The sequence below is a fragment of the Streptomyces sp. NPDC021212 genome (genome assembly GCF_044332925.1).
GTDB lineage: Bacteria > Actinomycetota > Actinomycetes > Streptomycetales > Streptomycetaceae > Streptomyces.
Window position 1 is genome coordinate 335,479 of record NZ_JBIRPZ010000006.1, and the last position, 19,917, is coordinate 355,395.

Sequence of the window (19,917 nt, forward strand, 5' to 3'; positions counted from 1 at the left end):
CCTACTGGAGCTTGTACGCCGTGAAGTTCCGGGTGAGCAGATAGGTGGTCCGGAGGCCGTCGCTGTTCAGGCTCCGGTAGATGCCCCACTTGGGGCGCAGATAGTTCTTGCCGCGCCACAGGTCCAGGCCGGTGCGCTTGTACGAGGCGATCTTCCTGCCGTCCGTTGTGGTCACCGACCAGTCGGCGTACGCGCCCGAGTCGGCCGCCTTGACCTCGACCGACACATCGCTCCAGGTGCCCTGGAGCGGCTCCATGTCCGCGGCCCCGGCCTCGGTCAGGTTGTCGTCGTCGTCCGAGGTCCGCATCTCGACCTTCGGGCCGTCGCCGTGCCGGTGCAGCGACATGGTGAACAGCGGGGCGGCCACGTCCCCGACCTTGATCTGCATGATGTGGGTGAAGCCCGTGGTCGCGTCGAGCGTGTCCGGCACGTACATCTGGTACCGGATCCGCCAGGTCTCGTTCTTGAGGATCTTGACGGCGGAGCCGTCCTGCTTCATGCCCCGGACCTCGTTGCGCTGGCGGTCGGTGCTGGTGTCGACGTCCTTGGGGTAGTGGATGTCGGTCCGGAAACCGCCCTGGTAGGGGTAGATGTGGGTGGTGCCCGGATGGGAGTCCGCGCGGTCGTCCTCGGCACCTTCGAAGGCGCTGGCGACACTGGCCCCGGCCGCGGGCTTCCACTTGAGGCTCCAGGACGCGGCCGGCGCCTGCGGGGAGCGCTCGGTGCCGTAGGCGACCGCGGCCGGAGCGATCAGGGCGGCAATGGCCGCGAGGGTGAGGGCGGTGCGGGGTAAGAGCGGTGGGCGCTCCATCAAGGATTCTCCTGTCTGATCCTTGTTCACATCGGGGAACATCGGGGGACTGTGAAGGTAGGAGGTATGCCTTCATGAGTCAAGGAATGGTGTGGACCAAGGAGGCGGCCACCTTCGGTTTGCGTGGCATGCGCCGCGAAAGAGGTCGGAGGATTTTAGGTGCACGCTTATTGACCGGACACCGGCAAATGGTGACGCTGCATCAGAACGCACGCGACCGTACTCCGACAAGGAGCCGCCCATGAGCCGAAGATCGCGTCGACGCCCGAGCGCTTGGCTGGCCGCCATCCTGCTGGCCATCGGCACGCTCACCCTGGCCGCTCCGGCCCCCGCCCGGGCCGACGTGGTCAACCCCCGGCAGCAGTGGCTGCGTGACTCACAGGCGGGTCTCTTCCTGCACTGGGGCATGCGCACCTCCCCCGGCTACACCAGCTGTGCCGCCTGGGAGAAGGCGGTGACCGACGGCGGCTGGAGCGCCGACTACTGGGTGAACGAGGCCAAGAAGCTGCACGCCAAGTACCTCGTCCTCGCCTCCTTCCACAGTCGGCTGGGATACGCGCGCGCCTGGCCCTCCGCCATCCCGGGCAGCTGCTCCACGCAGCGGGACTTCCTGGGCGAGCTGATCGACGCGGCGGGCAAGCAAGGGCTGAAGGTCATGCTCTACATGACCGACGATCCGCAGTGGCACGACGAGGGCGGCCATGAATGGCTCGACTCGGCGGCGTACTCCGCCTACAAGGGCAGGGATGTCGACCTGACCACGCGCGACGGGTTCGGTGAGTACTCGTACGACAACTTCGTCGAAGTGATGAAGAAGTACCCGAACCTGTCCGGGTTCTGGATCGACAACGACAACGACTACTGGCTCGACCACGGCCTCTACGAGAAGATCCGTGCCGACCGCCCGCAGTGGCTGCTGAGCAACAACAACGAAGACACGCCGATCATGGACACGGTCAGCAATGAGCAGAAGACCGGCATGACCCCGGCGTACGACTACCCGCAGGCCATCTGGACCCCGCAGCCGCGGCTCACCGAGGCCTGCTTCAAGCTGCCGAGCAGCGGGGCCTGGTGGTACAGCGGCACCGACTCGGCGGTGGACACCGGGCTCACCCTCGGCCGGCTGATCAGCAACTCCGGATCCTCCGTGAAGTCGCTGATGGCCGAAACGGCCCAGGTGAACGGCAAGTTCCCCAGCAAACAGGAAGCCTTCAACAACCTCGCGAAGAGCTACCTCGACAAGATCTGGGGCTCGCTGAACGGCACCGAGGGCGGCGGCTACGCGTACGGTGGCCTCCAGCCCGGCTCCTGGAACGACGGGGCGCACGGGGTGACCACGGTCAGTAAGACCGACCCCGACCAGACTTACGTCCACGTCCTGACCAAGCCGTCCGGCTCCACGCTGACCCTGCGGGACAACGGATACAAGGTGTCCGGCGTCACCGACTTCCGCAGCGGAAAGAAGCTGGCGTATCGCCAGGGCGACGGAAAGCTCACCATCTCCGGCATCACCGGCTGGGATCCGTACGACACCGTCCTGAGCGTCCGGACCGACGGCAGGCAGGGGATGCTGCCGGCCGACTCCATGACCGCGAGCGCCGGCACATCGGCGAGTGGCCACCCGGCCTCCGCCGTCCTCGACGGCGATCCGCAGACCTACTGGGACAACAACACCAAGCTGCCCGCCACGGTCACCTTCGACCTGCGCTCGGCCAGAAGCGTCCGGTATCTGGCCGTCAACCAGCGGGAGTGGTCGGTCGCCTACGCCCGGTCCGACACCGAACAGTCCGCCCGGATCCGCGACTACCAGGTGCAGGTCTCCAGCGACGGCACCACCTGGGGCAGCCCGGTCAAGGCCGGAACCCTGCCCAGCGCGCGCGGTGTGCAGTTCATCGACCTCCCCGCGGCCACCACGCGCTACGTCCGGCTCACCGTCAACAGCACCTGGGCCGCGGCCACCGACACCAAGCGCTACCAGAAGCTGCTGATCGACGAGGTGCGCATCGGATCCGGCTACCCGAAGGGCACCTCATGACGCGATTACGACTCGCGGCCACCGCGCTGGCCGGGGCGTGCGCGCTCGCCGTGCCTCCTCCGGCCGCCACCGCGGCCCCCGCCGCCCACCGCACGTACGACGTGCGCGACTACGGGGCGACAGGCGACGGTACGACGCTGGACGACGACGCCATCGACCGGGCGATCGACGCGGCCGCCGCCGGTCCCGGCCGCGGCACCGTGCTGTTCCCGCCCGGCACCTACAAGTCCCGCACCGTCCATCTCAAGAGCGACATCACCCTGCACCTCGCCAAGGGCGCGACGCTGCTCGCCGCCACCTCCGGCATGGACGAAGCCGAGCCCAACCCCTGGGACGCCTATCAGGACTTCGGCCACAGCCACTTCCGCAACGCGCTGCTGACGGGCGAGAACATCCACCACCTCGCCATCACCGGCTCCGGCACCCTCGACGGCGAGGGCCTGGGCACCAGCAACACCCTGGAGCCGGGCGTCGGCGACAAGATCCTCTCCCTCAAGCGCTGCGCCGACCTGGACATCAAGGACGTCACCTTCACCCGGGGCGGCCACTTCGCGCTGCTGCTCAACGGCTGCGACGGCGTACGGATGACCCGCACCAAGGTGCTCACCAGCACCGACCGGGACGCCGTCAACCTCATCAACAGCCGCCACGTCGACATCGGCCACTCCCGCATCGAGGGCCGGGACGACGGTGTGGTCCTCAAGAGCGACTACGCGCTGGGCCGGACCTACACCAGCCATGACATCCGGGTCCATGACTCCGATGTGCTGTCCACCGAGAACAACGCCCTCCAGTTCGGCTCGGAGACCTGCGGCGACTTCCGCGACATCCGCTTCGACCGGCTCCGGATCGGCGGCGGGGGCAAGGCGGCCATCGGCATCGTCTCCATGGACGGCGCCGACATCAGCGACGTCCGCTACTCGGACATCAGCATGACCAAGGGCGCCACCCCCGTTTTCATCAAGATCGGCGACCGCAAGCGCTGCCCGGGCTCCCCGCCCGCCGGTCGGATCCACGACATCTCCTTCACCGATGTCACCGGCACCGGGCTCACCCACCCGGTCACCGGCGTCGACTACACCAGCACCATCACCGGAGCACCCGGCGCCGACGTGGAGGACATCACCTTCGACCGGGTGCGGCTGACCGTGCCCGGCGGCCACCCCGCCTCCGACGCGGAGATCGTCCCCGGCGAATACCTCACCGACTACGTCCCCAAGTCCTATGGCGTGCGCCCCTCCTACGGCTGGTGGATCCGGCACGCCAAGGACATCACCTTCAGGAACAGCGCCGTCCGGACCGATGCCAACGACGACCGGCCCGCGTTCATCGCGGACGACGGGGTAGCCGTCACCCTGGACCGGTTCACGGCCCAGCGCGGCACCGCCGGCCCGTACGACGTGGGCTTCCATGGCGTCACCGGCCCCGTGGTCCGGCACAGCACCACCACCGACGGCGAGGACTTACGGATCAGAACAACCGGCTGACCCCGCCCCTACGACGACACCTCCTCGTGACCGACCCACCCATCGGAAACCGGAAGGCAGGTCAACACCATGAACGAGACCGTGCGGCAGACCCCCACCACCGCGGACCGGACACCGCCCGTCCCGGAGGAGACCGCCTGGCAGACCCCCGACTACGTGGTCGTCGAGACCGCGCTGGAGGTCACCGCCTACTCGCTGAACGCCCGCTGACGGCGCCGCCGTGCGCGTGCGTGTGCTCGGCAGCGCGGCGGGCGGCGGCGTACCCCAGTGGAACTGCGCGTGCCCCGGATGCTCCGGGGCACGCGCCCACCCGGAGCGGCGCCGCCGCCACGCCTCGCTCGCCGTACGGGCCGCCGAAGGCCGCTGGTACCTCGTCAACGCCACCCCCGACCTCGGCGACCAGATCGAGGACAACCCCGAACTCCACCCCGGGCCCGAACCCCGTCGCACCCCGCTGGCCGGGGTGATCCTCACCGACGCCGAACTCGATCACACCCTCGGCATCGCCCGGCTGCGCGAGGCGGACGGCGTGGAGCTGCACACCACCGCCCCGGTGCGCCGGGCCCTGCTGACCGGGCTCCACCTCGGCGACGTGCTCGCCCCCTACACCCGCCTCGACTGGCACGAGCTGTCGACCGGGGACGCCCGCCCGGCCGCCCCGGACGCCGACTTCGCCATCGGTGCCGTCCCCGTTTCCGCCAAACGCCCGCGCTACGCCACCGAGGTGAGCAGCCCCGACGCCGACGCCTGGGTCGTCGCCCTGCGGCTGCGGGACCGCGCCACCGGCCGCTCCCTCCTCTACGCCCCCGCCCTCGCCGCCTGGCCCGACGCCTTCCAGCAGGCCGCCGAGGAGGCCGACTGCGTCATCGTCGACGGCACCTTCTGGGACGACGAGGAGCCCCGGCGCAGCGGCTTCAGCTCCCGCACCGCCACCGCCATGGGCCATCTGCCGATCGACGGGCCCGGCGGTACGGCGCGGCGGCTCGCCGCGCTCCGCGCCCGCACCCTCTACACCCACCTCAACAACACCAATCCCCTCAACGACCCCGCCGCGCCCCAGCACGCGGTGCTCGCCGGACGGGGCATCGAGGTGGCCGCCGACGGGATGGTGATCGACTTATGACCCGGAGCCTCGAAGAGCGGCTGCGCGCCGTCGCCCAGGAGCGTTACCACGACCGGCACCCCTTCAACCTCCGCATGCACGCGGGCGACCTCACCCCCGCCGAACTGCGCCGCTGGATCCTCAACCGCTTTCACTACCAGCGCCACATCCCCGTCAAGGACGCCCTCATCACCGCCAAGCTGGACACCCCGCGGCTGCGCCGGATGTGGCTGCGCCGCATCCGGGACCACGACGGCGCCGCCGATGGCGAGGGCGGCATCGAGCGGTGGCTGCGGCTCGGCGAGGCCGCCGACATCGGCCGGGAACGGCTGCTGACCGGCGCCGAAGTGCTGCCCGGGGTGCGGCTCGCGGTCGACGGCTACGTCAACTTCTGCCGTCTGGGCACCCCGTTGGAGGCCGTCGCCGCCTCGTTGACCGAACTGTCCGCCCCCGGCATCATGCGCACCCGCATCGAGGCGTTCGAACGCCACTACCCGTGGATCGAGCGCGAAGGGCTTCGCTACTTCCGCGACAGAGTCGGCCAGGGCGGCCGGGACAGCGCCGAAGCCCTCGACCTCGTACTGACCTGGGCCCGCACCCCCGAGGACGAGGAACGGGCGGTGGCGGCGCTGACCTTCAAATGCGATGTGCTGTGGTCCCTGCTGGACGCGGTGGAACACGCCGACACCAAGGACGCCGCGGGAGAGGCGACATGACGGCCCCGGCCGCCTGGCGGCCGGCCCTGGCCCCCGCGGTGCGCCTGCGCCACGACCGGGTGCGGGAGGTGGACCTGCTGGTGATGCCCGAGCGCGTCGTGGTCCTGCGCGGCACCGCCGGAACCGTGCTGCGGCTCTGCGACGGCGACCGCGACCTCGACACCATCGTGGCCGAACTCGCCGAGCGCTTCCCCGGCGCCCCCGTTGGCACGGAAGTCCCCGCGTTCCTGGACCGGATGCACGAGGAGGGCTGGATACGGTGACCGCCGACCCCCGGGCTACCGCCGACCCCCAGGTGACCGCCCACCCCCGCCCCTGGGCGCTGCTCGCCGAGCTGACCCACGGCTGCCCGCTGCACTGCCCCTACTGCTCCAACCCGCTCCAACTGGTGCGCCGCTCCCGCGAGCTGACTCGCGAGGAATGGGAGCGGACGCTGCGCCAGGCGGCGGATCTCGGCGTCGTCCACACCCATCTGTCCGGTGGCGAGCCGCTGCTGCGCCGGGACCTGGAGGCGATCGTCGCCGCCGCCGCGTCCGCCGGGCTCTACACCCAGCTCGTCACCAGCGGCGTGGGTCTTGACGAGGCCCGGCTGACGGCGCTGACCGGGGCCGGGCTGCACAGCGTCCAGCTCTCCGTCCAGCACGCCGACCCTGCCGCCTCCGACCGCATCGCCGGACACCGCTCGTTCGCCGCCAAGGAGCGGGCCGCGGCCCTGGTACGGGAGGCGGGCCTGCCGCTGGGCGTCAACGTCGTCCTGCACCGCGACAACCTCGACGCGCTGGACGACCTCGTCGAACTGGCCGTGGCCTGGGGCGCCGACCGCGTCGAACTCGCCAACACCCAGTTCTACGGCTGGGCCCTGCGCAACCGCGCCGCCCTGCTGCCCACCCGCGACCAGCTCGCCCGGGCCCGGGAGGGCGTCGCACGATGGCGCGAAAAGCTCGGCGGCCGCACGGAGCTGGTGTGGGTCCTCCCGGACTACTTCGAGGGCGTCGCCAAGCCCTGCATGGGCGGCTGGGGCGCGGTCTCCCTCACCGTCGCGCCCGACGGCACCGTCCTGCCCTGTCCCGCCGCGGCCGCCCTGCCCGGCCTCGACCCGCCGAACGTCCGCGACCACACGCTCGCGTGGATCTGGGACCACTCCGCCGCCTTCAACCGCTACCGCGGCGAGGAGTGGATGGCCGAACCGTGCCGTAGCTGCACCCACCGCGCCGAGGACTTCGGCGGCTGCCGCTGCCAGGCGTACGCGCTCACCGGGGACGCCGCCCGCACCGACCCGGCCTGCGCCCTCTCGCCCGATCATGGCCTGATCCGTACGCTGACCAGCCCCGCTCCGGCCGCGCAACCCCCGTCCCCGGGCTATACGTACCGCGGTTACGGGAGGAGGTGAGACCGCCCCGGTTTGGCAGGGCCGCCCCCGCTTCCGTACAGTTCGGCCGTTACCCAGGGAAAACAGAACCAGAAAGCGGCAGCGGCGATGACGGTGACTGACGACGGCCAGGCGCCCGCGGAGTACGCGGAGCCCGGCATCGACCCCGAGCGGCTTGCGACCTGCCTGAGCGTCCTGGCGGAGCTGGACCGGCTGCCCGTCGACCACCCCGACGCCATCACGGTGCGCCGGGCCACCGCCGGGATCTACCGCACCGTGAAGCAGCGCAGGCGCCAGGAACGGCGGGCCGCCAAGACCGCCAACGACAAGACGGTCACCGAGGCCACCGCCACCGGCGCCGCCGACCGCATCGACGACGAGACCCTGGGGCGCGCCCTCAAGCGCTCGGTCACCACCGAGATCGCGGGCATCCTGGAGCGCCCCCGCTCCTGCTACGTCTGCAAGACCCGGTACGTCGAGGTCGACGCGTTCTACCACCAGCTCTGCCGCGGCTGCGCCGCCGAGAACCGGGCCCGCCGCGACGCCCGTACCGACCTCACCGGACGCCGGGCGCTGCTCACCGGCGGCCGCGCCAAGATCGGCATGTACATCGCCCTGCGGCTGCTGCGCGACGGCGCCCACACCACCGTCACCACCCGCTTCCCGGGCGACGCGATCCGCCGCTTCACGGCGATGCCGGACAGCGCCGAGTGGCTGCACCGGCTGAAGATCGTCGGCATCGATCTGCGCGACCCCGCCCAGGTCATCGCGCTGGCCGACGAGGTGAGCGCCGCCGGACCGCTGGACGTCCTGATCAACAACGCCGCGCAGACCGTGCGCCGCACCCCGCAGGCGTACGCGGAGCTGATAGCGGGCGAGTCGGCGCCGCTGCCCGCCGGGGAGCTGCCCGAGGCCGTGGTTCTCGGCGCCTTCGGCAGCGGCTCACAGACCGCGCTGCCCGGGCCCCGCGCGGAGCGGGACGGGGCGCTGACCGCCCAGGACCTCACCGCGCTCGCCCTTAACCGCGGCTCCGCCTCGCCCGCCCGGATCGAGGCGGGCACCGCGATCGACGCGGGCGGGCTGGTCCCGGACCTGGACGCCACCAACACTTGGATCCAGCGGGTCCACGAGGTGGACCCGGTCGAGATGCTGGAGGTGCAGCTGTGCAACGAGACGGCGCCCTTCATCCTGGTCAGCCGGCTGCGCCCGGCGATGGCCGCCGCGCCCGCCCGGCGGAAGTACGTGGTCAACGTCTCCGCGATGGAGGGCAAGTTCGGCCGCGGCTACAAGGGCGCGGGCCATCCGCACACCAACATGGCCAAGGCCTCGCTCAACATGCTCACCCGCACCAGCGCCCGTGAGATGTTCGAGACCGACGCCATCCTCATGACCAGCGTCGACACCGGATGGATCACCGACGAGCGCCCGCACCCCGACAAGATGCGGCTCGCGGCCGACGGCTTCCACGCCCCACTGGACCTGGTGGACGGCGCGGCCCGGGTCTACGACCCGATCGTCCGGGGCGAGCAGGGCGAGGACCTGTTCGGCTGCTTCCTCAAGGACTACGCGACGACCACCTGGTAGGCCGGTGGGCCGGTGGCCGGGCCGGGCGGCGAGCACCGCCCGGCCCCGCGCTCACGCCTTCGCGCTCGTCCGGCCCGCTGCGGGCAGACGGCGGCGGAAGGCGCGCTTCCAGCGGCGGACCTTACGGCGGTAGCCGGCCCGCAGCCGGACCCGGGTGCGCTCCCAGGAGCGTACGAACCGGCTCGACGCCAGCTCCTCGAAGAGCTGCTCGTAGCGCGCGGCGATCGGCTCCGGGTCGTACATCCGCGCGCTGTCCAGCGCCGCCGCGGCCATCGCGCGGCGGCCCGGCTCGTCGTCGATCAGGTCTCGCAGCGCCTGCGCCATCGCCTGCTTGTCGCCCACGGGTACGAGCCGCCCGGTGACCCCGTCCTTGATGATCTCGGCGGGGCCCAGCGGGCAGTCCGTGCTCACCACCGGCACCCCGCAGCGCATGGCCTCCACGATCGTCATCCCGAACGACTCGGCGTCCGAGGCGACCGCGACGATCGACGCCTTGACGAACTCCTCCTCGATCGGCGAGTGCGGCCCCATCAGCTCGGCGCTCGCCGTCAGCCCCAGCTCCTCGATGCGTTCCTGCAGCCGGTCCTTCCGGGAGCCACCGCCGTAGATCCGCAGCCGCCAGTCCGGATGCTTCGGCACGACCTCCGCGAAGGCGTCGATCAGCAGGTCGAAGCGCTTGCCGCGGACCAGCCGGCCGGCCGCCGCGATCACCGGCGCGGTGCCTTCGGAGGGCTCCGCCGCAGGCTCGGGGACGCTGTTCGGTATCGCGAGGGTCCGCGCCCCCGGCAGCGGCATCTTCGCCCGGTACACCGCCGCGTCCGCCTCCGTCGTGGTGACGACGGCGTCCAGCGTGCGGTAGTGCGGCGCCAGCTCCGCCCGCAGCTCCTTGCTGTGCGCCTCGTACCGCAGATGCTCCTGCGCGATGCGCAGCGCCCTGCGCGGGCCGAAGCGGGCGAGATACACATTGACGCCCGGCCGGGTGCCGATGATCACGTCGGCGTCGCTGCCCTCCAGATACCGGGCGATCCGCACGTCCATCAGCCGGTTGTACTGGTGGTTCCGCTTCTCGTGGACGGGAAAGTCCCGGGTGGGCTCGGAGAACAGCGGATCCCGCGCGTCGAGGCCGCCGGGACGCGTGTCGACCAGCGGCACCAGCCGCACCCGCGGGTCGAGCGTGAAGCGCGGCTTCCCTCTGTGGCGCATCATCGAGACGATCTCCACGTCGTGGCGCTCCGCGAGCGCCGCGGCGAGGTTCAGCGTGGTGCGTATCGTTCCGCCGATCCCATAGGCGTTGTGCAGCAGGAATACGATCTTCATTCGGTGTCTCTCCGGCCGGTGGCAACACCGGGGCGCGATCCCCCCGGAACGTACTGGGTACCCTGGACCGGCCCGGTAAGCCGGTCGCGTGAGAAGGGTGAGAGCCGGGTAAGAACCGCAGCTCCGGGGGGATGAGGGCGATCGCTCCCTAAACGTCTTGGCAGACTCGTCATGTGACCAACACCGTGCTGCTCGCCGAGGACGACCGTGCCATCCGCCATGCGCTGGAACGCGCCCTGACGCTGGAGGGATACCGGGTCACCGCGGTGTCCGACGGCGTCGAGGCCCTGGCGGCCATCCACCGGGAGCATCCGGACGTGATCGTGCTCGACGTGATGATGCCGGGCGTGGACGGCATCCAGGTGTGCCGGGTGCTGCGCGCCGAGGGCGACCGCACTCCCATCCTCATGCTCACCGCGCGGGTGGAGACCGCCGACCGGATCGAGGGACTGGACGCGGGCGCCGACGACTACGTGGCCAAGCCGTTCGAGGTCGAGGAGGTCTTTGCCCGGCTGCGCGCGCTGCTGCGCCGCGTCGCCCCCACACCGGAGCCGGCGGCGGAGGGCGGCGCCTACGACGCCTGCCTGGCGGTTGCCGACCTCCGGCTCGACCCCTCGGCACGCCGGGTGTGGCGCGGCGGTACGGAGCTGGAGCTGACCCGCACCGAATTCGACCTCCTGGAGCTGCTGGCCCGCAACGCGGGCATCGTCCTCGACCATGCCACGATCTACTCTCGCATCTGGGGCTATGACTTCGGCCCCGGATCGAAGAACCTGGCCGTCTACATCGGCTACCTGCGCCGCAAGGTCGACCAGACCGGGCGCACCCCGCTCATCCACACGGTGCGCGGCGTCGGCTACACCCTGCGGGAGGAGTGAACGGTGCGCTTCCGCCCCCGCCGTCGTCCACGGCCCAGCCTGCACACCACCTTCGCGCTCTCCTTCGCGGCGCTGGCCTCCGTGGTGACCCTCCTGGTGGGCTTCCTCAGCTACGACGCCGCCGCCGGGCTGGTGCGGGTCGACCAGAAGTCCGCGTTCACCGACGTCATCCGCGATCTGCGGACCCAGGTCCGGGGCCAGAAGGTGATCCTGCGGCAGTACCCCTCCGAGGTCCCGGTGCCCTACGGGCTGCGCGACGACCTGCGCCGGATCAGCCGCATGGACGTCCAGGTGCTGGGCGGCCGGGGCGGCGTCTACGACGAGGGCAAGCCCCCGCTGCCGGTCGGCGACGAGGACCGGGTGATGGCCGCGGCGGTCACCGCGGGCAGCGTCCGGCAGCGCAGCATCTCCATCGGCGAGGACCAGTACCGGATGGCCACGGTCGCGCTCGGCGACCACCGCGGCGCCGTGCAGGTGGCCCAGCAGATCAGCGACACCGAGGATCTGCTGCAGGAGCTGCAGAAGCGCACCGCGCTGCTCGTCGTCGCGATCATCGTGGCCGCCGGGCTGGCCGGCTGGTGGCTCGCCGGGCGCATCACCCGGCGGCTGGTACGGCTCACCCGGGTCGCCGAAAGCGTGGCGGCCACCGGCCGGATGGAGGTGGCGGTCCCGGTCGCCGGAGACGACGAGGTGGGCCGGCTGGGCCGGGCGTTCGACGGCATGCTCGGCCGGCTCGCCCGCTCCAAGGACGACCAGCGGCGCCTCGTCCAGGACGCCGGACACGAACTGCGCACCCCGCTCACCTCGCTGCGCACCAACATCTCGCTGCTGAGCCGCTTCGAGCAGCTGCCGCCCGCCGCGCGCGACGAGCTGCTGGCCGATCTGGTGGGGGAGACCCGGGAACTGACCGACCTCGTCAACGAGCTGGTGGACCTGGCGGCCGGTCAGCGGGACGACGAACCGCGCACGGAGGTGTCCCTGGACGAGATCGCCGCCAAGGCCGCGACCCTCGCCCGCCGGCGCACCGGCCGGGAGATCACCGTACGAGTCAAGGGCGACACCCTCGTCGAGGGCCACCCGGCCGCGCTGCTGCGCGCGGTCTCCAACCTGGTGGAGAACGCCGCCAAGTTCGACCAGGAGGGCAACGGGCCCGTCGAGGTCGTGGTGGCCGGGCACCGCGTCGAGGTACGCGACCGCGGGCCCGGCATCGCGGAGGAGGACCGGATGCGGCTCTTCGACCGCTTCTACCGCGCCCCCGGCGCGCGCAGCCTCCCCGGCTCCGGGCTGGGGCTCGCCATCGTGCGCGAGGTCGCCCTCGCGCACGGCGGCACGGTCTTCGCCCGCCCCCGCCCCGGCGGCGGCGCGGTCCTGGGCTTCACGGTGGACGGCCCGGAGGAGCCGTAAGGGGAGGAGCCGTAACGGAACCACCGGTTACGGCTTGCGGGCCACTCCGGCCCACATGTTGATGTCCGCGCTGCGGATCTCGTCCGGGCGGTCGCCGGGGTCCGGCTTCCAGTCGTGCGGCTCCGAGACGCCCGGCTCGACCAGCTCCATACCGTCGAAGAACGCCGCGACCTCGCTCTTGCTGCGGGTGATGAAGGCTATGCCGCTCTCCTTGTAGACGGCGATCACCTTCTGCCACGTCTCCGCGTGGAAGTCGGACGTGGAGTGCGTCAGCATCAGATAGCTGCCCGGGGCGAGCGCGCCCATCAGCTCCGCCACGATCTCGTACGGCTTCTCCTCCGCCGAAATGAAGTGGAAGAGCGCGTTCACCGAGAGCGCGACCGGCTTGCTCAGGTCGAGCGTCTCGTGCAGCTCGGTCGCCGACATGATCCGATCCGGCTCGCGCACATCGGCCTGGACGTACGCGGTGCGCCCCTCGGGGGTGCCGCGCAGCAGGGCCTGGGCGTAGGCGAGCACGATGGGATCGTAGTCGGTGTAGACGACCCGGGCCTCCGGGGCCACGCTCTGGGCGACCTGGTGCAGATTCGGCTCGGTGGGGATGCCGGTGCCGATGTCCAGGAACTGCCGGATGCCCGCCTCGCGCGCCAGCCAGCGCGTGGCCCGGTGGATGAAGCCACGGTTGACGGTGGCGTTGAGCCTGACGGTCGGGTAGACCTCCAGGACCTTCCCCGCCGCCTCCGCGTCGACCTCGTAGTGATCCTTGCCGTTGAGGTAGAAGTCGTACATCCGAGCCGAGTGCGGCTTGCTGGTGTCGATCTGCTGCTCCGGGGCGAGTCCGTAGTCGGTCACGCCGCCCTCCGTTCGCGTGCGGTAGCCGCCGAGGTGGCCAGGTTGTCGGTGTCCGGTCGGGTGAGAAGGAAGTCCGCGGCACCGGCCTTGGCGCCCTGGATGAACTTCTCCATCTCATGGTGGGTGTAGATCAGGGCGGGGCCGTCGGGGTCCGTCGACTGCCGCAGGGCGATCCGCCCGTCGTGCAGCCGAAGGGCCTCCACGCACGCACCGCCGTTGGGGCCGCTCCAGGGCTTGCGCCAGCCTTCCGTCGCCAGACGTGTGGCGGGCATGCCGTTGTACACGTCTTCTGCCTGATTCACAGTCACAGCTCCTTGCGAATCTCACGGAGGAAGTTCTCCGTGCGCCGCGCCGGTGTGGCCCGGGTACCCATCCGGTCCAGTGCCTCCAGATAGGCGACCACATCGGAGCGCTGGTCGAGATAGCCGGCGCCGGTCAGGCCCTCGGCGTAGACGATGTCCGGCAGCTCCGGGATCTGGAACCGGAACAGCTGGAAGGGACCGCCCATGCCCGGATGCGGCCCGGCGGCGAACGGCACCACCTGCAGGGTCACGTTCGGCATCTGGACGGCCTCGATGAGGCGGTCGATCTGGGCGCGCATCACCTTCGGCCCGCCGATGTGCAGACGGAGCACCGTCTCGTCCATGACGGCCCACAGATGCGGCCCGTCGGGTTTGGAGAGGAGCTCCTGACGCTCCATCCGCAGGGCGACCCGGCGGTCGATTTCGTGCTCGGTGCCCTGCGGGAAGCCGATGCGCAGCAGCGCCCTGGCGTAGTCCTCGGTCTGGAGCAGGCCGGGGATGAAGTGCGGTTCGTACGCGCGGATCCGGCTGGCGGCGCCCTCCAGGCTCACATAGAGGCTGAACCAGTCCGGCAGCACATCGCGGAACCCGTGCCACCAGCCGGGCTTGTTGGCGGCCTCGACCAGTCCGAGGAAGGACTCCACCTCGTCCTGCTCGACGCCGTAGGTCCGCAGGAGCTTCTCCACGTACGGGAGCTTCAGGCCGACCTCGGCCTTCTCCATCCGGCGCACGGTGGTCTGGTTGACGTGCAGTGCCTTGGCGGCCGTGTCATAGCTGACGCCGGCCTGTTCGCGGAGGTGCCGCAGCCGCATGCCGAGGACCATCTGCCCGACGGTCGGGGCAGACCGCGCTTCACCCACGTCGTACCTCCTCGACGGTGTTGTGCGTCTCAGTGTGCCATGCTCCATATGAGTGCCACAGACTGCGTCGGTCATTCTGCATTTTGCAGAACGCGCCTTGCCAACTGATGCTCGCAGGAACGATAGTGGCGTCGTGACCGCTCCCAACGTGGCTGCCCTGTCGCGCACTTGCGGCATTCACGTACGGCATTCACGCCCCCACAGGTAGACGGACGGACGGAAGGCACATGGCTGTGGCATTGCGTCAACGCTCGACGATGGCCCCTCACATGAGCTCCGCCGGCGTTGATATGGCCCTCCGCCAGGAGGCCCTGCAACTGCCCGCCCGGGGTGCCTCGGTCGCCGCCGCGCGACGGCTCGTCCGGAGCCGGGTGCCCCACTGGGGCTTCGACGAGGACGTGTGCGGCGCGGCGGAGCTGGTGATGTCCGAGCTGTTCACCAACGCGCTCGTGCACACCGCGAGCGAGCAGATCCTGTGCGTCCTGCGCGCCCAGGAGCGGCGCTCGCTGTACGTCGAGGTCGCCGACCAGGGCGGCGGCCCGCTCGGCCCCATGCCCCGGGAGGCGGGTGTGGAGGACGAGTGCGGCCGCGGTCTGGCCCTCGTCTGCGCCCTGACCGAGGCCTGGGGCGACCGGCCGGGTCCGGCCGGTGGCCGCGTGGTGTGGGCCCAGCTCAGCACGCTGGCCCGCTGACCGGCGATGCTAGGCCCTGTCCGTCGGATCTTCGCGCGGCCGCGACGCCGCGGCTTGATCCACGAAGATCCCCGGACAGGGCCTAGCATCGCCGGGTGCACACCGTTCCACGCCGCCTGGTGCTGGCTCTCGCCGCGGGCGGGCTCGCCGGCTGTTCGGACCCCGGGCCCTCCGCCCGGGTGCGGCTGGCCACCGGCCCGCGCGGTGGGCCCTACGCCACCTTCGGCAGCAGACTGGCCACCGAGGCGCACCGGGCCCACCACGGGCTCACCGTGCGGGTGCTCACCACCGCGGCGAGCGTGGAGAACCTGCGCATGCTCGGCGACGGCCGGGCCGACACCGCGCTCACCCTGGCCGACAGCGCGGCGGACGCCGCCGCGGGGCGCGGCACCTTCCGGCGGCGGATCCCGGTCGCGGCCCTCGCCCGGCTGTACCTCAACTATCTCCACCTGGTCGTGCCGGCCGACTCCACGATCGAGCACCCCTCGCAGCTGGCCGGGCGTACGGTCTCCCTCGGCGCCGCCGGGTCCGGCACCTCGACGACCGCCGGGCGGGTGCTCGCGACCGCCGGAGTACGCGACATCCACGCCGTACGCCTCGGGCTCGGCGAGTCCGCCGACGCGTTCGGCAGGGGAGACGTGGACGCCTTCTTCTGGTCCGGCGGCGCCCCCACCTGGGCCATCGCCCAGCTTGCCCGCCGCCGCCCGCTGCGCCTGATCCCCCTCGGCGGGCTCGCCCGCGCGCTGCGCGGCGCGCACGGCCCGGTCTACGAGGAGGCATCGATCCCGGCCGGGGCGTACGGGCTGCGGGGGCCGACCCCCACCGTGGGCACGCCCAGCTATCTCGTCTGCCGCTCCGGGCTCGCGGACGGTACGGCCCGCGCGCTCACCGGTGTGCTCTTCGAGCGCCGCGACCGGCTGGCGGTGCCGGACGCGCCGGGCAGCCGCCTGGACGAGCGTTACGCCATCGGCACCGGCACCGTCCCCCTCCACCCGGGCGCGGCCGCCTACTACCGCGCCGCCTACGGCTGACGGCCCCCTCGGCGCGGTGTGGCGGGGCGGGGTAGGGGGAGAAACCTGCCCTAGCCCAGCGGCAGTCGCAGCTCCACCACCAGGCCCCGCGGCTCGGCGGAGCGGAGGGTCAGTTCGCCGCCGCAGGAGCGGGCCAGTTCGGCGGCGATGGCGAGGCCCAGACCGCTGCCGGGGACGTTTCCGTGGTCCGGCGCGCGCCAGAAGCGGCCGGTTGCCGCGGCCAGCTGTTCGGGGGTGAGCCCGGGGCCGTCGTCGGCGATCCGCAGTGCTCCGGCGGCGTCGAGCGAGACGGTGACCGTGCCGCCGGAGGGCACGAACTTGGCCGAGTTGTCCAGCGCGATGTCCGCGATCCGGGCGGCCGGGGCGGGCAGCGGCGGGGCGTCCGGGCCCGCCCGGTCCACGTCCACCACCAGGGTCAGCCCTCGCGCCGCGTGCACCTCGCGCCAGGTGGTGAGCCGCTTGGCGAGCGCCGCGGGCGTGATCGGCTCGGGGGCGGCCGTCCCGGCCTCCACCCGGGCCAGCGCCAGCAGGTCTTCCAGCAGCTCGGCCAGCCGGTCGACCTCCGCGAGCGCCTCGGCGTAGTCGGCGGTCCCGCTCTTCCGCAGATGCGGCTCCAGGTTCTCCAGCCGCAGCGACAGGACGGTCAGCGGGGTGCGCAGCTCGTGCGAGGCGTCCGCGACGAAGGCGCGCTGCCGCTCCAGGGCGGTGGAGACCGCGTCGGCCATGGCGTTGAACCGCCGCTCCAGCAGCCGCAGCTCGGCGGGGCCGTGGCCGCCGTCGCGCACCCGGGCGTCCATCCGGCCCTCGGCGATGGCCCGGGTGGTGACGTCCAGTTCGGTCACCGGCCGCAGAATCCACCGCGCGAGTCGGCGTGCGGCGATCAGCGCGCAGGCCACGGCGATCAGTGAGCCGCCCGCGACCGCCGCCCAGACGAGGGTCACCTCGCGCCGGGCGGTGGCCGTGGCCACCCGCATGAGCACCACGCCGGAGACCTGGGCGTCCCGGCCGACCGGCTCGGCGATCACCACGGACGCCGGGCCGAACGGGGTGACCAGGGGCAGGCTCCCGGTGGTACGGCCGGACAGCGCCCGCTCGGCGGGCCCGCGCTCCCAGGCCCCGCCGCCCGCCACCCGCTCGCCGTCCCGGCCCCGGATCTCCACCGCGGTGCCGTACAGCCGGTGGTAGCGGGAGACCTCCTGGACGAGTCCGGTGGTGTACCCGTCACGGATCGCCTGGTCGGCGAGTTCGGCGAGGCGCGTCGCGTCCGCGCGGCGCTCCAGCAGCAGCTGCCCGGTGCGGTGGGAGGAGTACGCGCGGGCGAAGGGCACCGCGAGCGCGGCCACCAGGCACGCGATGAGCACGGTGTAGACCGTCAGGATCCTCAGGGTCATCCGCCGGTACCCAGCCGGTATCCGGTGCCGCGCAGCGTCTCCACCAGCTCCGGACGGCCGGTCTTGGAACGGATCCCGGCGATGTGGACATCGAGGGAGCGGGACGCCGACAGCAGCAGGTCGCCCCAGACCGCGTCGAGGATCTCCTCGCGGCTGCGGACGACACCGGGCTCGCGGGCGAGCAGCGCCAGCACGTCGAACTCCCGGCGGGTGAGGGCGACGGGCCGGCCGTCCACCTCCAGCTGCCGGGTGGCCAGGTCGATGCGTACGCCGCCGACCGCGATCACGGGACCCGCGGCCGTGAGCGGCCGGGTCCCGCGCCGCACGACGGCCTCCATGCGCGCGATCAGCTCGGCCGTGCGGAACGGTTTGACCAGGTAGTCGTCGGCGCCGCCGCGCAAGGAGCGGAGCAGGTCCCGCTCGGCGGACCGGGCGGTGACCACGATGACCGGGACGGCGGAGGCGCGGCGCAGCCTGCGCAGCGCCTCCAGCCCGTCCATGTCGGGCAGCCCCAGGTCGAGCAGGACGAAGTCGGCGCCGTCCTTGAGCCGGAGCGCGTCGTCCGCGCGCCCGGCGCGGACGACCTGGTGCCCCAGCCGGTCGAGCGCGGAGGTCAGCGCGGCCGCCAGCCGGTCGTCGTCTTCGACCAGGAGAACGTGCATGCTTCAGGGTAAGCGGCCGCCCGAGGGCTCAGACAGCGGTCTTCCGCAGGCCCCCGGCGGCTGCTTCCTCGGCCGCTTCCCTGGTGAGGGCGGTGTCCCGGGTCTCGCGCATCGTGAGGTAGACGACGAGCGAGACGGCGGCACAGCCGGAGACATACCAGTAGAAACCGGATTCCATGCCGGCGTCCTTGAACCACAGCGCCACATACTCCGCCGTGCCGCCGAACAGCGCGTTGGCCAGCGCGTACGGCAGCGCCACCCCGAGCGCACGCACGTGGGTGGGGAACAGCTCGGCCTTCACCACCGCGTTGATGGAGGTGTAGCCGGTGATGATGACCAGCGCCGCGAGCGAGAGCAGCAGCGCGCCGAGGAAGGTGTCGGTGTGCGAGAGCGCGGTCATGATGGGCACGGTGCCGAGCATCGAGCCGATGCCGAAGCTGATCAGCAGCGGCCGGCGGCCGATCCGGTCCGACAGCGATCCGGCCACCGGCTGGAGCAGCATGAACAGGAAGAGCGCGCAGAAGCTGACGAGCGACGCGTCGTCCTTGCTCAGCCCGGCGGTGTTCGACAGGTATTTGGTGAGATAGGTGGTGTACGTGTAGTACGCGACCGTGCCGCCCATGGTCAGCGCGATGACCAGTGCCGCCTCCTTGCGGTGGCGCAGCAGCTGGCCGATGCTCCCGCGCTCGGCCCCCTGCCCGGCGCCCTCCTCCTCGGTGTACGCCTCGGTCTCCAGCAGATTGCGCCGCAGCCAGAAGACCACCGCGGCGGCCACGGCACCCACGATGAACGGGATGCGCCAGCCGTACGAGTGCAGCGCGTCGTCGGACATGGTGTGCTGGAGCAGGATCTGCAGTCCCAGGCCGATCAGCTGACCCATGGTCATGGAGACGTACTGGAAGCTGGAGACGAAGCCGCGGCGGCCGGGCTGGGAGGCCTCCGTGAGATAGGTGGCGCTGGCCGCGTACTCGCCGCCGACCGACAGCCCTTGGAGCAGCCGGGCCACCAGCAGGATGAACGCGCCGAAGTAGCCCACCTGGTCGTAGGTCGGCGCGATGGCGATGAGCAGCGCGCTGGCCGACATCAGCGTCACGGTGAGGGTGAGGGCGGCCTTGCGCCCGCGCCGGTCGGCGTACCGGCCGAGCAGCCAGCCTCCGATGGGGCGCATGAAGAATCCGACGGCGAAGATGCCCGCGGTGTTGAGGAGTTGCGCGGTGTCGTTGCCCTTGGGGAAGAAGGCACCGGCGAAGTAGGTGGCGAAGCTGGCGTAGACGAACCAGTCGAACCATTCGACCAGATTGCCGATCGAGCCGCCGAGTACGGCCCGCCAGGGGGTGCGGGGGTGTTGCGCTGAGCCGGTGTCGCTCACTGGGCCTCCAGATACGTGCGGTAGTGGTCCGGCCGCCGAGGGAGCGGTCGTCGCGCAA

20 protein-coding genes are annotated in these 19,917 nt (G+C 71.7%); 12 read left to right on the forward strand and 8 right to left on the reverse strand.

Annotated features, from left to right (window positions below; all coding sequences use genetic code 11):
- Position 1: 1 nt before the first annotated feature.
- Positions 2 to 811 carry a hypothetical protein gene (locus ACH4SI_RS18700; protein ID WP_398296846.1) on the reverse strand — a complete coding sequence of 270 codons (810 nt, stop codon included), beginning with the start codon at positions 809 to 811 and terminating at the stop codon, positions 2 to 4.
- A gap of 241 nt (positions 812 to 1,052) precedes the next feature.
- Here ACH4SI_RS18700 and ACH4SI_RS18705 point away from each other — a divergent pair, with 241 nt between their 5' ends.
- From ACH4SI_RS18705 to ACH4SI_RS18740, 8 genes are all read left to right on the forward strand, one after another.
- Positions 1,053 to 2,846, forward strand: coding sequence for a discoidin domain-containing protein (locus ACH4SI_RS18705; RefSeq protein WP_398296847.1), 1,794 nt, complete (start codon positions 1,053 to 1,055; stop codon positions 2,844 to 2,846).
- A complete protein-coding gene (locus ACH4SI_RS18710) occupies positions 2,843 to 4,333 on the forward strand; it encodes a glycoside hydrolase family 28 protein (protein WP_398296848.1) in 1,491 nt (496 codons plus the stop codon). The genes ACH4SI_RS18705 and ACH4SI_RS18710 overlap by 4 nt, the downstream gene beginning before the upstream one ends.
- A 69-nt stretch (positions 4,334 to 4,402) precedes the next feature.
- Positions 4,403 to 4,543 (forward strand): pyrroloquinoline quinone precursor peptide PqqA, encoded by a 141-nt coding sequence (pqqA, locus tag ACH4SI_RS18715; protein ID WP_398296849.1) that lies wholly within the window; start codon positions 4,403 to 4,405, stop codon positions 4,541 to 4,543.
- A gap of 10 nt (positions 4,544 to 4,553) precedes the next feature.
- Positions 4,554 to 5,456, forward strand: a complete 903-nt coding sequence (pqqB, locus tag ACH4SI_RS18720) for a pyrroloquinoline quinone biosynthesis protein PqqB (protein WP_398296850.1) — start codon at positions 4,554 to 4,556, stop codon at positions 5,454 to 5,456.
- Positions 5,453 to 6,151 (forward strand): pyrroloquinoline-quinone synthase PqqC, encoded by a 699-nt coding sequence (pqqC, locus tag ACH4SI_RS18725; RefSeq protein WP_398296851.1) that lies wholly within the window; start codon positions 5,453 to 5,455, stop codon positions 6,149 to 6,151. Before pqqB ends, pqqC begins: the two co-directional genes overlap by 4 nt.
- Complete coding sequence (gene pqqD, locus ACH4SI_RS18730; RefSeq protein WP_398296852.1) at positions 6,148 to 6,414, forward strand: pyrroloquinoline quinone biosynthesis peptide chaperone PqqD; 267 nt, start codon at positions 6,148 to 6,150, stop codon at positions 6,412 to 6,414. The genes pqqC and pqqD overlap by 4 nt, the downstream gene beginning before the upstream one ends.
- Positions 6,411 to 7,541 (forward strand): pyrroloquinoline quinone biosynthesis protein PqqE, encoded by a 1,131-nt coding sequence (gene pqqE, locus ACH4SI_RS18735; protein ID WP_398296853.1) that lies wholly within the window; start codon positions 6,411 to 6,413, stop codon positions 7,539 to 7,541. Before pqqD ends, pqqE begins: the two co-directional genes overlap by 4 nt.
- Positions 7,542 to 7,628: 87 nt before the next feature.
- On the forward strand, positions 7,629 to 9,104 hold the full coding sequence (locus tag ACH4SI_RS18740; RefSeq protein ID WP_398296854.1) for an SDR family NAD(P)-dependent oxidoreductase: 1,476 nt from the start codon (positions 7,629 to 7,631) through the stop codon (positions 9,102 to 9,104).
- A 51-nt stretch (positions 9,105 to 9,155) separates the two neighbouring features.
- Here the strand turns inward: ACH4SI_RS18740 and ACH4SI_RS18745 are convergent, their stop codons facing one another.
- A complete protein-coding gene (locus tag ACH4SI_RS18745) occupies positions 9,156 to 10,421 on the reverse strand; it encodes a glycosyltransferase family 4 protein (protein ID WP_398296855.1) in 1,266 nt (421 codons plus the stop codon).
- 173 nt (positions 10,422 to 10,594) lie between these two features.
- Between ACH4SI_RS18745 and ACH4SI_RS18750 the strand changes: the two genes are divergently transcribed.
- Positions 10,595 to 11,299: a response regulator transcription factor gene (locus tag ACH4SI_RS18750; RefSeq protein WP_398296856.1), complete on the forward strand. Its 705-nt coding sequence runs from the start codon at positions 10,595 to 10,597 to the stop codon at positions 11,297 to 11,299.
- Positions 11,300 to 11,302: 3 nt separating this feature from the next.
- Positions 11,303 to 12,703, forward strand: a complete 1,401-nt coding sequence (locus tag ACH4SI_RS18755; protein ID WP_398296857.1) for an ATP-binding protein — start codon at positions 11,303 to 11,305, stop codon at positions 12,701 to 12,703.
- A gap of 27 nt (positions 12,704 to 12,730) precedes the next feature.
- On the opposite strand, the gene ACH4SI_RS18760 is transcribed toward ACH4SI_RS18755, so the two are convergent.
- Genes ACH4SI_RS18760 through ACH4SI_RS18770 form a run of 3 tightly spaced genes read right to left on the reverse strand, consistent with a single transcriptional unit; the run spans position 12,731 to position 14,714 of the window.
- Positions 12,731 to 13,552 carry an SAM-dependent methyltransferase gene (locus tag ACH4SI_RS18760; protein ID WP_398296858.1) on the reverse strand — a complete coding sequence of 274 codons (822 nt, stop codon included), beginning with the start codon at positions 13,550 to 13,552 and terminating at the stop codon, positions 12,731 to 12,733.
- Positions 13,549 to 13,824 carry a DUF397 domain-containing protein gene (locus ACH4SI_RS18765; RefSeq protein WP_398297126.1) on the reverse strand — a complete coding sequence of 92 codons (276 nt, stop codon included), beginning with the start codon at positions 13,822 to 13,824 and terminating at the stop codon, positions 13,549 to 13,551. Before ACH4SI_RS18765 ends, ACH4SI_RS18760 begins: the two co-directional genes overlap by 4 nt.
- 32 nt (positions 13,825 to 13,856) lie before the next feature.
- Positions 13,857 to 14,714: a helix-turn-helix domain-containing protein gene (locus tag ACH4SI_RS18770; RefSeq protein WP_398296859.1), complete on the reverse strand. Its 858-nt coding sequence runs from the start codon at positions 14,712 to 14,714 to the stop codon at positions 13,857 to 13,859.
- Between the two features lie 269 nt (positions 14,715 to 14,983).
- Between ACH4SI_RS18770 and ACH4SI_RS18775 the strand changes: the two genes are divergently transcribed.
- Positions 14,984 to 15,406, forward strand: coding sequence for an ATP-binding protein (locus tag ACH4SI_RS18775; RefSeq protein ID WP_398296860.1), 423 nt, complete (start codon positions 14,984 to 14,986; stop codon positions 15,404 to 15,406).
- Positions 15,407 to 15,501: 95 nt separating this feature from the next.
- Positions 15,502 to 16,437, forward strand: a complete 936-nt coding sequence (locus ACH4SI_RS18780; RefSeq protein ID WP_398296861.1) for a TAXI family TRAP transporter solute-binding subunit — start codon at positions 15,502 to 15,504, stop codon at positions 16,435 to 16,437.
- A 50-nt stretch (positions 16,438 to 16,487) separates the two neighbouring features.
- Here ACH4SI_RS18780 and ACH4SI_RS18785 read toward each other — a convergent pair whose 3' ends face one another.
- From ACH4SI_RS18785 to ACH4SI_RS18795, 3 genes are read right to left on the reverse strand one after another with little or no spacing between them, the layout of a single operon-like run.
- Positions 16,488 to 17,828 (reverse strand): sensor histidine kinase, encoded by a 1,341-nt coding sequence (locus ACH4SI_RS18785; RefSeq protein WP_398296862.1) that lies wholly within the window; start codon positions 17,826 to 17,828, stop codon positions 16,488 to 16,490.
- The gene (locus ACH4SI_RS18790; RefSeq protein WP_398296863.1) at positions 17,825 to 18,490 is read right to left on the reverse strand and encodes a response regulator transcription factor; all 666 of its coding nucleotides are present in this window, start codon (positions 18,488 to 18,490) and stop codon (positions 17,825 to 17,827) included. The genes ACH4SI_RS18785 and ACH4SI_RS18790 overlap by 4 nt, the downstream gene beginning before the upstream one ends.
- Before the next feature lie 28 nt (positions 18,491 to 18,518).
- Positions 18,519 to 19,859, reverse strand: coding sequence for an MFS transporter (locus tag ACH4SI_RS18795; protein ID WP_398296864.1), 1,341 nt, complete (start codon positions 19,857 to 19,859; stop codon positions 18,519 to 18,521).
- Positions 19,860 to 19,917 lie beyond the last annotated feature (58 nt).